The organism is Pseudomonas putida, from assembly GCF_002025705.1.
Taxonomy (GTDB): Bacteria; Pseudomonadota; Gammaproteobacteria; order Pseudomonadales; family Pseudomonadaceae; genus Aquipseudomonas; species Aquipseudomonas putida_J.
This window is the reverse complement of sequence record NZ_CP018846.1, coordinates 3,326,802-3,342,778: the sequence shown is the minus strand read 5'-3', so window position 1 is coordinate 3,342,778 and position 15,977 is coordinate 3,326,802. Positions and strand designations below refer to the sequence as shown.

General features: G+C 64.4%; 15 protein-coding genes. 5 read left to right on the top strand and 10 right to left on the bottom strand.

Translation table 11 applies throughout. The annotated features are described in order from the left end of the window. Positions 1 to 182: 182 nt before the first annotated feature. Together BUQ73_RS15030 and BUQ73_RS15025 are read left to right on the top strand one after the other, a co-directional pair. Positions 183 to 446, top strand: a complete 264-nt coding sequence (locus tag BUQ73_RS15030; RefSeq protein ID WP_079228644.1) for a DUF2790 domain-containing protein — start codon at positions 183 to 185, stop codon at positions 444 to 446. 219 nt (positions 447 to 665) lie between these two features. Further along, positions 666 to 2,105 (top strand): PLP-dependent aminotransferase family protein, encoded by a 1,440-nt coding sequence (locus tag BUQ73_RS15025; protein ID WP_079228643.1) that lies wholly within the window; start codon positions 666 to 668, stop codon positions 2,103 to 2,105. Here BUQ73_RS15025 and panB read toward each other — a convergent pair. Then, positions 2,093 to 2,908: a 3-methyl-2-oxobutanoate hydroxymethyltransferase gene (panB, locus tag BUQ73_RS15020; RefSeq protein ID WP_079228642.1), complete on the bottom strand. Its 816-nt coding sequence runs from the start codon at positions 2,906 to 2,908 to the stop codon at positions 2,093 to 2,095. The genes BUQ73_RS15025 and panB overlap by 13 nt on opposite strands. Positions 2,909 to 3,065: 157 nt before the next feature. Continuing rightward, positions 3,066 to 4,919 carry an ABC transporter ATP-binding protein gene (locus BUQ73_RS15015; RefSeq protein ID WP_079228641.1) on the bottom strand — a complete coding sequence of 618 codons (1,854 nt, stop codon included), beginning with the start codon at positions 4,917 to 4,919 and terminating at the stop codon, positions 3,066 to 3,068. Positions 4,920 to 5,502: 583 nt separating this feature from the next. Here BUQ73_RS15015 and BUQ73_RS15010 point away from each other — a divergent pair. Further along, the gene (locus BUQ73_RS15010) at positions 5,503 to 7,344 is read left to right on the top strand and encodes a potassium transporter Kup (RefSeq protein WP_152031632.1); all 1,842 of its coding nucleotides are present in this window, start codon (positions 5,503 to 5,505) and stop codon (positions 7,342 to 7,344) included. 9 nt (positions 7,345 to 7,353) lie between these two features. On the opposite strand, the gene BUQ73_RS15005 is transcribed toward BUQ73_RS15010, so the two are convergent. The 5 genes from BUQ73_RS15005 to BUQ73_RS14985 form a co-directional block, all read right to left on the bottom strand. Beyond that, positions 7,354 to 8,313: an isopenicillin N synthase family dioxygenase gene (locus tag BUQ73_RS15005; RefSeq protein WP_079228639.1), complete on the bottom strand. Its 960-nt coding sequence runs from the start codon at positions 8,311 to 8,313 to the stop codon at positions 7,354 to 7,356. 168 nt (positions 8,314 to 8,481) lie between these two features. Next, on the bottom strand, positions 8,482 to 9,564 hold the full coding sequence (locus BUQ73_RS15000; RefSeq protein ID WP_079228638.1) for a BMP family ABC transporter substrate-binding protein: 1,083 nt from the start codon (positions 9,562 to 9,564) through the stop codon (positions 8,482 to 8,484). Between the two features lie 53 nt (positions 9,565 to 9,617). Further along, positions 9,618 to 10,544, bottom strand: coding sequence for an ABC transporter permease (locus BUQ73_RS14995; protein WP_079228637.1), 927 nt, complete (start codon positions 10,542 to 10,544; stop codon positions 9,618 to 9,620). A gap of 58 nt (positions 10,545 to 10,602) precedes the next feature. Continuing rightward, entirely contained in the window at positions 10,603 to 11,703 is a 1,101-nt protein-coding gene (locus BUQ73_RS14990) for an ABC transporter permease (protein ID WP_079228636.1), read from the bottom strand. 12 nt (positions 11,704 to 11,715) lie between these two features. Next, positions 11,716 to 13,272, bottom strand: coding sequence for an ABC transporter ATP-binding protein (locus BUQ73_RS14985; protein ID WP_192858656.1), 1,557 nt, complete (start codon positions 13,270 to 13,272; stop codon positions 11,716 to 11,718). 237 nt (positions 13,273 to 13,509) lie between these two features. Here BUQ73_RS14985 and BUQ73_RS14980 point away from each other — a divergent pair, with 237 nt between their 5' ends. After that, positions 13,510 to 13,767, top strand: a complete 258-nt coding sequence (locus BUQ73_RS14980) for a hypothetical protein (RefSeq protein ID WP_079228634.1) — start codon at positions 13,510 to 13,512, stop codon at positions 13,765 to 13,767. A 39-nt stretch (positions 13,768 to 13,806) separates the two neighbouring features. Here the strand turns inward: BUQ73_RS14980 and BUQ73_RS14975 are convergent, their stop codons facing one another. After that, a complete protein-coding gene (locus BUQ73_RS14975) occupies positions 13,807 to 14,094 on the bottom strand; it encodes a hypothetical protein (protein ID WP_079228633.1) in 288 nt (95 codons plus the stop codon). A gap of 368 nt (positions 14,095 to 14,462) precedes the next feature. On the opposite strand from BUQ73_RS14975, the gene BUQ73_RS14970 reads away from it, so the two are divergent. Next, positions 14,463 to 14,870 carry an OsmC family protein gene (locus BUQ73_RS14970; RefSeq protein WP_079228632.1) on the top strand — a complete coding sequence of 136 codons (408 nt, stop codon included), beginning with the start codon at positions 14,463 to 14,465 and terminating at the stop codon, positions 14,868 to 14,870. A gap of 11 nt (positions 14,871 to 14,881) precedes the next feature. Here BUQ73_RS14970 and BUQ73_RS14965 read toward each other — a convergent pair whose 3' ends face one another. After that, entirely contained in the window at positions 14,882 to 15,253 is a 372-nt protein-coding gene (locus BUQ73_RS14965; RefSeq protein ID WP_079228631.1) for a RidA family protein, read from the bottom strand. A 28-nt stretch (positions 15,254 to 15,281) separates the two neighbouring features. After that, positions 15,282 to 15,977, bottom strand: a complete 696-nt coding sequence (locus BUQ73_RS14960; protein WP_079228630.1) for a DUF3726 domain-containing protein — start codon at positions 15,975 to 15,977, stop codon at positions 15,282 to 15,284.

Genomic DNA, 15,977 nt, shown 5'->3' with positions numbered 1-15,977 from the left:
GCCCGCTGCAGGCGGCGCGGGTTTGTATCACAGCGTATCCGGCAGTGCTGCGGATACGTTGTGATTTGATACCGCAGAGATCGTGACACAAGCCAGGTACGTTGCGGGCTTTAAATGGGCTCCATCGAAGCGAAGCAGTAACGCCTCGGTTCAAAACCCATTGAAGCCCGGAGAGCACCACCATGAACCGCAAAGCCGTCTACGCCGCCTGCCTGTTTTCCGCCCTGAGCGTCTGCACCTTGGCCGCCCGTGCCGAAGCTGCCGACAGTGTCCGCAACTACACCTATGGCACCCAGCTGGACATCAAGAAAGTGCTGTCGACCAGCCAGGACGCAACGCCGACCTGCGGAGTGGTCAATGCCCGGCTTACCTACCTCGACTCGCACGACCAGACCCAGGTGCTGAACTACCGCACCCTCGGTGACCACTGCATCGGTGAGAACTGAATAACGGCCACTCACCCCGCCTGACCAGAGAGGAGCACGGCCGTGAACGGGTAAGACAGATTGCCTGAATGCCCGCTCCAGGCTGATTTCACCGATGTCGAGGTCGGCGGCGATGCCCTTGTTCATGCCGCCGGCCACCACCCGGTCCGTGATCTCGCTCGAGCGCCAGCGGGTATCTGCGTGTAACCTGTGGCAGCATTTGCCAATTGGTTCCTGAGTATGGATGCGAAGAACCCCCCAAAGCCCACCTACACCTACCAGGCGGTCTACCGCTACCTGCTCGAGCGGATCGAGGCTGCTCCCTCCGACGCCGAGCAACGCCTGCCATCGTTGCGCCAACTGGCCCAACGCTTGAATGTCTCGGTGTCCAGTACCCAGTACGCCTATGCACTGCTCGAAGCTGAAGGGCGGGTGCATGCTCGCCCCAAGCTTGGCTATTTCACCCGGGCCAGCAGCATGCCATTGCACGCCGGGCGCTCGCCGAACCTGGTCGACACGGTGTTCTCCAGCGCCCGCCAGCCGGGCATGCTGGCCCTCAGCAGCGATGCACCGGCCATGCTGCTGTCGCTGGAAAAGCCGTTGCTGATGATCGAGCGCGAGCTCGCGCGCCAGTACCCGCGTTCCCACGCACCGTTGTATCAGCCGTTCGGCGAACTGGAGCTGCGCAGCGTGCTGGCGGACCTCTACACCCGTTCAGCGCACCATTACTGGCAGGCCGAGCATGTGTTCGTCGGCGCTGACCTGCGCAGCATCCTCGAACTGTCGCTGCGTGCACTGGACCTCGAGGGCACGGTGGCGCTGGTCGAATCCCCCTGCAGTTGGGCGGTGCTCAGGCAACTGCAGGCTGCGCGCATGACCATCATCGAAGTGCCACTGGGTGACGATGGCCGCTTCGATCTACCGCAACTGCGTCAGCTGCTGGGCAGCACACCGGTACGCCTGGCAGTGTTGTCGTCAGCGGCAAGCGTGCCGCAAGGCGGCCTGATGCCAGCGACGGACAAGCAGCAGGTCTGTCGCTGGCTGGCGGAACACGGTGTGTGGCTGTTCGAGAACGACAGCTATGGCGAGTTCTGTTTCCAGGCCGGGGCACCACGCTATCGGGATTTCGCCGACCCTGATCGACTGTTGGTTTTCTCTACTTTCGACAAGGTGATTGGTTCGGAAGCACCCTATGGTTACCTGCTTTGCCGGCGCCATACCGAGCAGTTGAAGCACTTGTTCCTGGAACGTGCCTTCCGCCTGTCACCCATTCGCCAGAAGGCCATTGCCAAGCTGTTCACTTCGCGTCGGGTCGAGCAGCATGTGCACTTGCTGCGCGCCATGCTGCGCGAGCGCATGCAGCAGATGAAGGCGCTGCTCGATACCCACGGTCAAGGTTGCCTGCGCGTCATCGAGCCGCAGGGTGGCGCCAGCTTCTGGCTGGAGTCGACCCGGCCGGTCGAAATGCGCCGGGTCTTCGAGCAGCTGCTGGCGCAACGTATCGTCATTGCGCCTGGGGAGATCTTCAGCCAGCGTGGCCTTTGGCGCAGCCATCTGCGCCTGTGCTACACGCTGGACTGGAGCAAGGACATACCCTGGGCGCTGCAATGCCTGGTCAAGGCAATTCAGGACGTGGCTTTCAAGGACGTGGCTATCAAGGACAAGGCTCAGACGCCGTAGCAGTGACGCATTTCAGGGAAGGTCCCATCGCGGACTTCGTCACCGAAGCGGGTACAGGCTTCACGGATGACCTGGGCAACGTCGGCATATTGCTTGACGAAGCGGGGCACCTGTTCGCCACCCAGCCCCAGCAGGTCTTCGATGACCAGTACCTGGCCATCGCAGGCCGGTGATGCACCAATGCCGATGGTGGGTTTGTCGGTGGTTTCGCTGATCGCCCTGGCGACAGGTTCGGCGACTCCCTCCAGCAGCAGGCTGAAGGCGCCGGCCTGCAGGTTGGCCTGGGCATCGGCCCGCAATGCCGCGGCGCTGTCGGGGCAAAGCCCCTGGGCCTTGTAGCCACCCATGGCATTGACGAACTGCGGCATCAGGCCGATGTGCGCCATAACCGGTATGCCGCGCGCCACCAGAAACGCCACGGTACTGGCCAAGGCCTGGTTGGCCTCCAGCTTGACGGCGTCGCAGCCGGTACTGGCTAGCACCTGTGCGCAGTTGCGAAAGGCCTGCTCGTGGCACTCCTGATAGCTGCCGAACGGCATGTCGGCAATCACGCAGGCAAGCCGCGAGCTGTCGACCACTGCCCGGGTATGGGCGATGGTCTCATCCAGGCGCATACCCAACGTGGAGGGGCGGCCGTAGCCGACCATCGCGGTGGAGTCACCGACCAGGATGAAGTCGACCAGAGGGTCGATCACCTTGGCGATCGCGCTGGTGTATGCCGTCAGCGAAACGATCTTTTGCCGGCCTTTCATGGCGACCAGCTGCGGGATCGTCAGTCGTCTGTTGCGGATATGCGTGCTCATGGGGGCCTGGCCTCGACAAGTGGTCAAAGAAGGCCCGATTATCGAGGTGTGCACCGGTAACTCAATGTACAGATTTCACCTTAAAACCGGCACAGATGGCCCGCAGAGCCTAGGCAGCGAGCGGCCCGAAAAGGCCGCCCCGTGGCTGCCTGCATGGTCACTCCAGCGCCTCTGCCACCCCCTGATCCTCACCCAGGAAGCCACCGCTCTGGTGCTGCCACAGCCGCGCATAGGTACCGTTCTTCGCCAGCAGTTCGCTGTGGGTACCTTGCTCGATGATGCGCCCCTCATCCATCACGATCAGCCGGTCCATGGCGGCGATGGTGGACAGCCGGTGGGCGATGGCGATTACCGTCTTGCCCTGCATCATCTCGTCGAGGCTCTCCTGGATGGCCACCTCGACTTCCGAGTCCAGCGCACTGGTGGCTTCGTCCAGCAGCAGGATCGGGGCGTTCTTGAGCATCACCCGGGCGATGGCGATACGTTGCCGCTGGCCGCCCGAAAGCTTGATGCCGCGCTCGCCCACCAGGGTGTCGTAACCGCTATGGCCATCACGGTCGCTGAGCTGGCGGATGAAGCCATCGGCCTGGGCGTTGACCGCAGCGCGCTGGATTTGCGCCTCGCTCGCCTCGGGGCGGCCGTAGGCGATGTTGTCGCGGATCGAGCGGTGCAGCAGCGAGGTGTCCTGGGTGACCATGCCGATGGCGCTGCGCAGGCTGTCCTGGGTGAAGTGGGCGATGTTCTGCCCATCGATGCGGATTTCGCCACGGTCCACGTCATAGAAACGCAGCAGCAGATTGATCAGCGTCGACTTGCCCGCACCGGAGCGGCCCACCAGGCCGACCTTTTCGCCAGGGCGGATATTCAGGCTCAGGCCATCGAGCACCTGGCGCTCGCCATTGTAGTTGAAGCTGACCTTGTCGAAGGTCACCGCGCCGCCGCGGGTTTCCAGCACTCCGGCATTCGGCGCGTCCTGCACCTTAGGCCCGCGGGTGAGGGTGGCCATGCCGTCCTGCACGGTGCCGATGTTTTCGAACAGCGAGGTCATCTGCCACATGATCCAGTGCGACATGCCGTTGATGCGCAGGGCCATGGCCGTGATCGCGGCCACCGCACCGGTACCGACCTGGCCCTGGTGCCACAGCCACAAGGCGTAGCCGCCGGCACCGAAAATCAGCCCGACCACCAGCGCCTGGTTGACGATCTCGAACTGGCTGACCAGGCGCATCTGGCGAAAGCCGGTCTGCTTGAAGTCTTCCATCGCCGCACGGGCGAAGTGTGCCTCGCGTTTGGAGTGGGAAAACAGCTTCACGGTGGTGATGTTGGTGTAGGCGTCGGAAACCCGCCCGGTCATCGACGAGCGCGCATGGGCCTGTTCCTGGCCGACCTTGCCCAGGCGTGGCACGAAATACAGCATGGCCAGGCCGAACAGCGCGAGCCAGGCAATGAACGGCAGCATCAGCTTGGCGGCGAAACCGCCGGCCAGGGCAATGATGGCGATGAAGTACACGCCGATGCCCGGGACGATCTCGATCACTGTGAACAGCACTTCACGCACAGCCAGCGCGGTCTGCATCACCTTGGTAGTGACCCGGCCGGAAAACTCGTCGGAAAAGAACGACAGGCTCTGGCGCAGCATCAGCCGGTGGAAGTCCCAGCGCAAGCGCAGCGGCAGGTTGATCGCCAGCACCTGGTGCTGCATCAGCGTGCGCAGGCCAACCAGCACGATGCTGGCGACCAGCAGCAGGCCCACGCCCCACAAAACGCGGCTTTCTTCGGCGCTCACACCACCGCCGGCCTGCCAGTTGGAGAGCAGGTCCACCACCTGGCCAAGGAAGGAAAACAGCCAGGCTTCGTAGATCGACACCCCGGCACTGAACAGCGCCAGCGCCAGGATGTAGCCGCGGGCGCCGCGGGTGCAGGCCCACAGAAAACGCAGCAGGCCGACCGGGGGCGGCGGTACTTCGTCGGGCGGGAAGGGGTCGAGCCAGCGTTCGAAGGCACGGAACATGGGGGTCTCCGGGGTTTACTCGTCAGCAACAACCATACAGGTTGTCGTGGGATTGCGTGAAGGCCACCGGGTGCCTGCCGGGGGATTTGCAGCGCCTGTGAGATCGAGCGCCGCCCGCGCGGCGCATCGCGGATGAATCCGCTCCTACATTTTTTTCGGGCCAATTATTCCTGTGAGGTTAGCGCTGTCCGCCTCGGTGCATGACGTGAGACAGATGGGGCAGCGTCAATGCCCACAGAGATGTATCGCCATACCAACAAGGCGGTCCCTGTTGGCTTCACAGGAGTGACTGGCCCGAAACAAATGTAGGAGCGGATTCATCCGCGATGCGCCGCGCGGGCGGCGCTCGATCTCATAGGCGCTGCACCTCCCAAGGCAAACACCCCGAAGCCCAAACGCCCCAACACAATCCCCTGTTTTTTTACGCTCTTTTTACGACAGCCCTGACGCGCTGCAAGGATACTGACCGCGCGATGCTCAGGGATGGCATGCATTTCCAACCGCCAGTCCAGAGAAGCCTTTCGTGAGCCAGTCCGCCGTCGCCGCAAACCCACCCCAACCCAGTAAATCCACCGCTGTCGGCATGCTCGTTGCCGCTGTCGGCGTGGTCTATGGCGACATCGGCACCAGCCCGTTGTACACCCTCAAGGAAGTGTTCGCCGGGCACTACGGCGTCCAGGCCAACAGCGCCGGTGTGCTCGGCGTGCTGTCGCTGGTGTTCTGGTCACTGCTGTGGGTGGTGTCGCTTAAGTACGTATTGTTCATCCTGCGCGCCGACAACCAGGGCGAGGGCGGCATCATGGCCCTGACGGCGCTGGCGCACCGCGCGGCAGCACCTTACAAGCGGCTGGGCAGGGTGCTGGTGCTGCTCGGCCTGTTCGGCGCTGCGCTGTTTTATGGCGACAGCATGATCACCCCGGCCATCTCCGTGTTGTCGGCAGTGGAGGGCTTGCAACTGGCCTTCGACGGCATTGAACACTGGGTCGTGCCGCTGGCGGTGGTAGTGCTGGTGGCGCTGTTCCTGATCCAGAAGCACGGCACTGCGCGCATCGGCATCCTGTTCGGGCCGATCATGGTGCTGTGGTTCGTGGTGCTCGGCGCGCTGGGTGTGCACGGCATCGTCCAGCACCCGGAGGTGCTGCAGGCACTGAGCCCGGTGTGGGCGGTGAAGTTCTTCATCCTGCACCCGGGCATGGGCGTGGCCATTCTCGGCGCAGTGGTATTGGCGCTGACCGGTGCCGAAGCGCTGTACGCCGACATGGGGCATTTTGGCCGCAAACCCATTGCCCGGGCCTGGTTTCTGCTGGTGCTGCCGGGGCTGGTGCTGAACTACTTCGGCCAGGGGGCGTTGATCCTCGGTAACCCGGAGGCGGTGCGCAACCCGTTCTACCTGCTGGCGCCGGATTGGGCCCTGCTGCCCATGGTCGCGCTGGCCACGCTGGCTACCATCATCGCCTCCCAGGCGGTGATTTCCGGGGCGTTCTCCATGACCCGCCAGGCCATCCAGCTGGGCTATGTGCCGCGCATGTTCATCCAGCACACCTCCAGCGAGGAGCAGGGGCAGATCTACGTCGGCATGGTCAACTGGGCGCTGATGGTCGGCGTGGTGGTGCTGGTGGTCGGCTTCGAGTCGTCCGGGGCACTGGCGGCGGCCTATGGCGTGGCGGTGACCGGCACCATGCTGATCACCACGCTGCTGGCTTCGGCGGTGGTGCTACTGCTGTGGAAGGCGCCACGCTGGCTGGCGGTGCCGATGTTGCTGGCGTTCCTGCTGGTGGACAGCCTGTTCTTTGCCGCCAACGCCCCGAAAATTCTCCAGGGCGGTGCCTTCCCGGTGATTGCCGGGGTGGCGTTGTTCGTGCTGATGACCACCTGGAAGCGCGGGCGCAAGATCATCGTCGAACGGCTGGACGAACATTCACTGCCGCTGGAGCTGTTCATCGCCAGCCTGCAGGCGCAACCGCCGCATCGCGTCAGCGGCACGGCCGTGTTCCTCTCTGCGCGCCCCGAGGCAGTGCCCCACGCGTTGCTGCACAACCTGCTGCATAACCAGGTGTTGCATGAGCAGGTGGTGCTGCTCACCGTGGTGTTCGAGGACGAGCCGCGGGTCACTGCCGGCAAGCGCTTCGAAGTCGAGGCCTTCGGCGTCGGGTTCTACCGTGTGAGCTTGCACTTCGGCTTCATGGAAGAGCCCAACGTGCCGCTGGCGCTGAGCCGTTACCCCCATGCCGACCTCGAGTTCGGCCCGATGCGCACCACCTACTTCCTCAGCCGCGAGACGGTGATTGCCGGTAAACAGAAGGGCATGGCCCGCTGGCGCGAGCACCTGTTCGCCTTCCTGCTGAAGAACGCCAACAGCAACCTCAAGTACTTCCAGTTGCCGTTGAACCGGGTGATCGAACTGGGTACCCAGGTCGAGATGTGATCGCTGCGTTCAAACCGCTTCCCGGCGATACGCATAGGTTTCGGCAAAACGCGACAGCATGTAGGCGCTGCACGACACCGGCGGGTACTTTGCCGGGTTGTCGTGGCCGGAGCAGTTGGGCAGGCAGCTGATCTCGGTGTCCGGGTGCGGCTCGGCGAAGAACGGCATCGAGTAGCGGTCCACACCCAGCGGGCTGATCACCCGGTGCGGTGTGGACGTGTAACGGTCGTTGCTCCAGCGCGCCATCATGTCGCCGATGTTGACCACGTAGGTGCCTTCGATGGGCGGTGCGTCGATCCACTGGCCGTCGCGGCTGCGCACTTGCAGCCCACCGGCATTGTCCTGGTACAGCAAGGTGATGCAACCGTAGTCGGTGTGTGCGCCGGCGCCTTGCTGGTCGGCACTGCTGGCGGCCTGGCGCGGCGGGTAGTGGACCATGCGCAGCACGCTGATCGGTTCGGCGAAACGCTGGTCGAAAAAGTCCTGCTCGATGCCCAGTGCTTCGGCCATGGCCCGCAGCAGGGTCAGGGAAAGCCCGTGCATGTCCTGGTAGTGCTGTTGCAGCAGTGCTTCCCAGCCAGCGATGGCCGGATGGCGGTTGGGGCCGCGCAGCGGTTTGCCAGCGAGCACATCAGGGTGTTCGGCGCCCATGTGGAAACCCATGTCGAAGGTCTCCTTCAGGTCGCTTGGCCGGTCTGGGTCGAGTTGCTCGGTGGCGATGGCGCCATAGCCGCGATGGTGGGCGCTGCGGGTGATGTCGATGCGCAGTTTTTCATCGGTTGGGCGGGCGAAGAAATCTACGGCCGCGGCTTTCAGTTCAGCGATGCGCGCGGCCGGGATCGGGTGCCCCTTGATGTAGTAGAAGCCCCATTGCCGGCAGGCGGTGTCGATCTGCCGGGCCACGCCCCGGCGGGCGGCGGGGTCGTGCTGGTAAAGCGGGGCGATGTCGATGATTGGCAGTGTGTTCATCAGGGCTCCGGAAAAGTGGGTTGCAGGCGGCTCTTGTGGGAGCGGCCTTGCGTCGCGAAAGGGTCGCAACGCGGCCCCGGGGATATCAGCGCAAATGCACAAATTGCCGGGGCTGCTTCGCAGCCCTTTCGCGACACAAGGCCGCTCCCACAAGAGACAGCGCTGGCCTTACTTGGGCAGTTGTGCGGTGATGCCTTTTACGTAGTAGTTCATGCCCGCCAGTTCGGCGTTACTGGCCACCGCGCCTTCAGGAATCTTCACTTCCCCAGCCTGGTCGAGGATCGGCCCGGTGAACGGGTGGAACGAACCGTCCTTGATGCTGGCGATGATCTGCTCGGCGCCGCTTTTCACATCGGCCGGCACCAGGTCGCTGATCGGCAGTTCGACGGTGCCTTCGGCCAGGCCGCCCCAGTAGTCCTGGGGCTTCCAGTTACCGTCGATGACCGCTTGGGTGCTCTTGATGTAATGCGGCCCCCAGTTGTTGACGATGGAGGTCAACACTGCCTTGGGCCCGAAGTGGGCCATGTCCGAGGCATAGCCCACCGCGTAGATGCCACGGCGTTCGGCGGTCTGGATCGGCGCTGGGCTGTCGGTGTGCTGGAACAGCACGTCGACGCCCTGGTCGATCAGGGCATTGGCGGCGTCGGCTTCCTTGCCCGGGTCAAACCAGGAGTTGACCCACACCACCTTGATCTCGGTGCCTGGGTTGTACTTGTCCAGCGCCAGCTGGATGGCGTTGATGTCGCGCAGCACTTCCGGGATCGGGAAGGACGCGACGTAGCCGATTTTCTTGCTCTTGGTCATCTTTGCGGCGAGGTAACCGCCGACGTAGCGGCCCTCATAGGAGGTCGCCAGGTAGGTGCCGAGGTTCTTGTCCTGCTTGTAGCCGGTGGCGTGTTCGAAGGTGACCTTAGGGAACTGTTTGGCGACCTTGGCGGTAGGGTTCATGTAGCCGAACGAGGTGGCGAACACCAGGTCGTAGCCACCCTTGGCCATGTTGCGGATGACCCGCTCGGCGTCGGCGCCTTCCGGCACGTTTTCGACGAAGCTGGTCTGGACCTTGTCGCCGAACTGTTTGATCAGCGCCTGGCGGCCCTGTTCGTGCTGGTAGGTCCAGCCATGGTCGCCGATCGGTCCGATGTAGACGAAGCCGACCTTCAGTGGGTCGGCGGCGGTGGCAGAGAGCGCCGTGCTGAGGCCGATGGCGGCGGCCAGGGTGCGCAGCAGAGTGGTGCTTTTCTTCAGATGCATCGAGGGTTCACTCCTGTGGGTCTTGTGTCGTTCTGTTGTTTGCCGGTGCGCCGTCAGCGTCCCGCTTTCCAGGGCTGGCCCAGTGATACCGGGGCGTACAGCCGGGTCTTGAGCGCATCGCGCGAGAGCACCACCAGCACCAGGATCGTCGCCACGTACGGCAGCATCGCCAGCAGGTTGGCCGGGAAGCTCACGCCGATGCCCTGGGCCACCAGGTGCAGGATGCTGGCCAGGCCGAACAGGTAGGCACCGAGCAGCACGCGCAGTACCCGCCAGCTGGCGAATACCACCAGCGCCAGGGCGATCCAGCCGCGGCCGGCAGTCATGTTCTCTGCCCACATCGGCGTGTAGGCCAGCGACAGGTAGGCGCCGGCCAGGCCGGCCATGGCGCCGCCGAACAGCACCGCCAGCGTGCGCACGCGCAGCACCGGCAGGCCCATGGCGCTGGCAGCGTCGGGGTTTTCGCCAACGGCCTGCAGGACCAAGCCGGCGCGGCTTTTCAGCAGCACCCAGGCGACCAGCAGGAACAGGGCGAAGGACAGGTAGACCAGCAGGTCCTGGTTGAACAGCATATGACCGATGATCGGCAGGTCGGCCAGCAGCGGAATCGCCAGCGCTTCGAAACCGCTCAGCGGCTTGCCGACCCAGGCGCTGCCAACGAACGCCGAGAGGCCGACGCCAAAGATGGTCAGGGCCAGGCCGGTCGCTACCTGGTTGGCCTGGCAACCCAGTGCAACCACGGCGAACAGCGACGCCAGCAGCATGCCGGCCAGGCATGCCATCAGCACACCGAGCCACAGGCTGCCGGTGGCGAAGGCGGCGATGAAGCCCACCACCGCGCCGAACAGCATCATGCCTTCCTGGCCGAGGTTGAGCACGCCGCTCTTCTCGCACACCAGTTCGCCCAGGGCCACCAGTAGCAGCGGGGTGCCGCAGCGCACCATGGCGTAGAGGATGTTGCCAAGCAGATCGAGATCCATAGTCGAAGCCTCAGCCTGCGCACCCATGGCGGCAGGCACTGGTAAAGGTCAGGGGAGGTCAGGCACGGGCCGCTTCGGCCAGCGGCGTGCGCCGCCGCCAGTTGAGCCTGAGCCGCGGCCGGTAGAGGATCAGCACGTCGCAGGCGAGCAGGTAGAACAGCATCATTCCCTGGAACAGCCCGGTCAGCGCCTGCGGCAGATTGAGGCTCATCTGCGCGTTCTCGCCGCCGAGGTAGAGCAGGGCCATCAGCAGGCCGGCAACGAGGATGCCAAGCGGGTTGAGGCGGCCGAGGAAGGCCACGGTGATCGCGGCGTAGCCGTAGCCCGGCGACACCTGCGGCACCAGCTGGCCGATCGGCCCGCTGACTTCACTGACCCCGGCCAGGCCCGCCAGGCCGCCGCTGATCAGCAACGCCAGCCACACCAGGCGCTTTTCGCGAAAGCCGACGAAACCGGCGGCGCGCTGATCGAGCCCAAGCACCTTGATCTGGAAACCCAGGAAGCTCTTGTGCAGCAGCACCCACACCGCCACCAGTGCCAGCAGCACGAAGTACAGGCCGATATGCACGCGGCCATCCTCGAACAGTGCCGGCAGGCGGCTGGCATCGCCGAACATCGCCGACTGCGGGAAGCTGAAGCCTTCGGGGTCCTTCAGCGGGCCATGCACGCAGTACAGCAGCAGGTTCAGGGCGATGTAGTTGAGCATGATGGTGGTGAGGATCTCATTGGCATTGAAGTGCGTGCGCAGCCACGCTGCCAGCGCCCCCCACACAGCACCGGCAAGGCTGCCGGCCAGCAGCACCCAGAGCAGTGCCCAGCGGCTTTGCCAATCGATGATGTGGATTGCCAGGGCGCTGCCGGCCAGGGCGCCGACCAGCAACTGGCCTTCGGCGCCGATGTTCCAGATGCGCGCCTGGTAGGCCACCGCCAGGCCCAGGGCGCAAAGCAGGATCGGCAGCGCTTTGAGCATCAGTTCGCTGAGGCCGTACAGGTCGCTGACTGGTTCGATCAGCAACGTGTGCAAGGTCAGCAGCGGGTCATGCCCCAGGGCGCTGAACAGGATCGCTCCGCTGACCAGGGTCAGCAGGGCAGCGAGCAGCGGCGAGAGCACCAGCATGGCGCGCGACTGCTGGGTACGGGGTTCGAGGGATAGCAACATGGCGGGCTCTCGTCAGATGGCGGCTTGCGCAGTGTCGAACTGGCCGGCCATCCAGCTGCCGACCTCCACGCTGTGGGTGTCGGCGGTGGCCTTGAGCGGTGACAGGCGCCCGCTGCACAGGGCACCGATGCGGTCGCTGATCTGCAGCAGCTCATCAAGGTCTTCGGAAATCACCAGGATCGCCGCGCCGGCATCGCGCAGGGCAATCAGTGCGCGGTGGATCGCCGCAGCGGCGCCGACATCGACCCCCCAGGTCGGGTGGGCGGCAACCAGTAGCCTGGGGTTCTGCAGGATTTCCCGGCCGAGGATGAACTTCTGCAGGTTGCCGCCAGACAGGCTGCGCGCCGTGGCCTGCGTGCCTGGAGTCTTTACCGCGAAACGCTGGATGACCTGTTCGGCCAACGCCAGCACCTTGCCCGAGCGGATCAGCCCTCGTTCGACCAGGCCCTGCTGGAAGGCGCTGAGCAGAGCGTTGTCGGCCAGGCTCATGTCCGGCACGGCGCCGTGGCCCAGGCGCTCTGCCGGGACGAACGCCAGCCCCAGGGCGCGACGGGCATCCGGATACAGGTTGGCCATGGGCTGGTTGTCGAGGCTGATGCGCTCGCGCTCGCTGGCGTGCAGGCGGGTTTCGCCACTGAGCAGCGCCAGCAGCTCGTCCTGGCCATTGCCGGCGACCCCGGCGATGCCGACGATTTCGCCGCTGCGCACCTCCAGGCGCAGGTGCTCGAAGGAGGTGCCGAACGGGTCCTGGTTGCGCCAGCTCAGGTCGTCCACCCGCAGCCGCGGCAGGCCGCCTGCGCGCTTCGGGTAGCGGGCTTCGAGCCCTTCGGCATCACCGACCATCAGCCGCGCCAGCTGCAAGTCGCTGCAGTCGGCCGGCACGCAGGTGCCGGAAACCCGACCTGCGCGCAGCACGGTGGCGCTGTGGCACAGGGCGCGCACTTCATTGAGCTTGTGGCTGATGAACAGGATGCTGCAGCCTTCGCGGGCCAGCGTGCGCAAGGTGACGAACAATTGCTCGACCTCCTGGGGCGTCAGCACCGAGGTCGGTTCGTCGAGGATCAGCAGTTTGATGTCCTGCATCAGGCACCGCACGATCTCCACCCGCTGGCGCTCACCGATCGACAGGCTGTGCACCAGGCGTTCCGGCTCCAGGCTCATGCCGTAGCGCTGCGACACCTCGCGGATACGCGGCGCCAGCTGCTTCGGCGAGCCCGCTTCGCGGCCCAGCGCCAGGGCAATGTTCTGCGCCACGGTCAGGGTCTCGAATAGGGAAAAGTGCTGGAACACCATGCCGATGCCCAAGCTGCGGGCCTGGGCCGGGTCAGCCACCTGCACCTGCCGGCCCTGCCACAGCAGCTGGCCGGAGTCGGGCCGGGTGACGCCGTAGATGATCTTCATCAGGGTGCTCTTGCCCGCGCCGTTCTCGCCAAGCAGGGCATGGATCTCACCGGGGGCGATGCGCAGGTCGACGCGGTCGTTGGCCAGGGTGCCTGGGTAGCGCTTGCTGATGGCACGCAGCTCCAGGCGCAGGTGCGTAGGGGATTCGGACATGGGGCTGCTCGGCATTGGTGGGTGTGAGCAGCTTGCAAAGCAAAAACATGGCCAAGTGGTCAGATTCCCGTTGCGCGGCCGTTGCAGACAGGGTTGTGGGCGATCAAGGCAGCGCGCAGGGCGGGTGCAGGGGGAGGCTGGGTGTGTGGTTTTGGGGCGCAGATGGCGCCAAAGTGGGGCGAAATTCAATCATGAGCCGTCTTGATGCTTTCACATATTGCGACTAATACTAAAGAGCTGCCAAGAAGAGGGATGGTCATGCAGACGCGCTTTGTTGTGGTTCCCGCTCTACCGCCGGAAAAAGACTACCTGCCCAGACGCGCAGGTTTCCCCAACACGCTGGGCAAGGGATACGACCTCTATGACACCCTCGACAAGCTCAGGTTGACGCTGAATTTCGCAACCCGGGCCGAAGCGGACTACGCGTGTGCGTGCCGCAATGGTGTGCTTGGCGCGAGTGAAGAAAGCCCTTCTGGTGGGCAGTCTGGGTGGTGTAACGCACAAACGTGAGCACCAGGGCGCTGCCGCCCTGGTGCAAGTTGCCAGTTATCAACGATCCTTGTCTTTGTGCTGGGTGCCGCCCTGGGAAGGTTGCCCGCCCATGCGTCCGCTGTCGGCCGGGTTCTGTTTGCCACCGGCCTGCCCACCTTGGTGCCCGGTATCCTTCTGCTGCCAATCCTTGTCCTTGCTCATCTTGTCTTCAGGCGTGTGCCCGGACTGCTGGCCACCTTTCTGCGTGCCGGCCATGCCGCCCTGTCCGCCTTTGCCGCCAGCATCCCCCGCGTTGGCCTGGTTGCTGCCGCCTTGGGGTCTATCTTTGTCTTGATTGTTAGCCATGGTCGCTTACCTCAAGTCAGACACAGGAAGTTCTGTGTTTACTTGTGACTGGCGATAGTTGCCGCAGCGTGCAAATTCTTTCAGCTATTCAGACGAGATGCTTTAACCAACCCCGGCCCAACAATTAGCGGGTGAAAGCCTGCTGCATGGCCCAAGTGGCAGACGGGCTCGGGGTGATGTGATGATGCTGTGTGTGTCGCGGGCTCGGACGCCTACGCTGACGCTGGACCTGTGATGAAATCCGGGGGCCGCAAAGCGGCCCCTGCGTTCTCCCTATGGAACGCCAGGGTGCAAATCCGTCATCTACTGCTGATTGCCCTGTTTTTCTATCATTGCTGCTTCAGGACAATTACACATCAGGAGTTTCCATGGCAGAGCGAGCAATCCGTGCATCTTTCGCAGGCGTGGCCTACCAGGTGAACATCACCAATGGCCAGCACCAGTGGGCCAGTGACATCGCTGAACAGGCAGGTGGCGGCGATGTGGGGCCGTCGCCCCATGAGCTGTTGCTCTCATCCCTTGGGGCTTGTACCTCCATCACCGTTGCCATGTACGCGCAGCGCAAGGAAATGCCGCTGCAAGCCATCGACGTGGACATCTCTATCGAACAGGAGCAGCTGGGGCGCGAACCCAGGCTCCAGATCGCGCGCGAAATTCGCCTGCGCGGGGCGCTGAGCGATGAACAACGTGCGCGTTTGCTCGAGGTCGCCAATGCCTGCCCTATTCACAAGGTGTTGAGCGGCGAGATCATCATTGCCAGCAAGCTGGTGGAGTGACGCACGCGCCCCTAGAGGCAGGCGTACACCACCAGTTCCACCAGCATTTCCTCGCGGGCCAGGCCTGCCACCACGATCGCCGCGCGGTTTGGGTACGGTGCCTGGAAGTACTCGGCATACAGGCTGTTGACGGCAGCCAGGTAGCTGCGGTCGGTGACGTAGATGAGCACTTGGGTTACCGCCTCCAGCGAGCTGCCAGCGGCCTCCAGGGTGTGGCGCAGGTTGTCCAGGGTCTGACGGGCCTGCGCCTCGATGCCGCCGGCGACCACCTGGCCCTGGGCATCGATGGGGATCTGGGCGGTGTAAAGCGTGCCGTTGCCGACCACGGCCCACTCCAGTGGTGCCCTGGAGGCGTACAGGTCGGTCTTGATCGCATGTTTCATTGCATGGCTTCCTGAATTTACGTGAGGGTCAGTCGGCATCGCTGCCGCCGCCTGCGCCATGGCGGCGCGAGGCTTCGGTGCTTTCGACGAGAATCTGCTCGGACAACTGCTTGAGCCGCTGCCAGGTGCCGGCGTCTACCGTGAAGCCCTGGTTCGCCGTGCGTTGTGTGGCGCCTGCTACGGGGAGGGCGTAGGCCGGCCGGGTGAACAGCACCGTGACGCCTTGTTCGAATGCCTCGACGCCGCCTGGCTGGGCTTCACTGCGCAGCGCAGGGCGTTGCTCGCCTGCGGTAAAGTCGGCCAGGTGGCGCTGGCGCGCATCTTCCCAGCGGGCCTGCACGTGCAGCCCGCGCTCGGCGGCCTTGCTCAGGTAGCCCAGCAGCAGCAGGCGGTTATGGCAGTGGTGGATCTTCAGCAGCGCCTGGCCACGGTGCAGCGCCTTGTCCAGTGCCAGTTCCACTGCCGTCGCGGCGCAGCGCAGCACGCTCTGGCCGTGGGCGTCGAGCACCAGCAAGGTGCTGTCGTCGTAGCTCAGGGTGAAGGGTTGGCTGGCTTCACCTTGCAGGTAGTCCAGCGCCTGTGCCAGCGCACCGATGCCATCCAGCCCTTGCAAGTGCAGCCAGCCCACCAGTTCGGCCGCGTCCTCGCAGTCGCCCGGGGCAAAGCCCATGCCTTCGAACGCCTTGCGGCACATCACCTGGATTTCGTTGAGCGATACACGCAT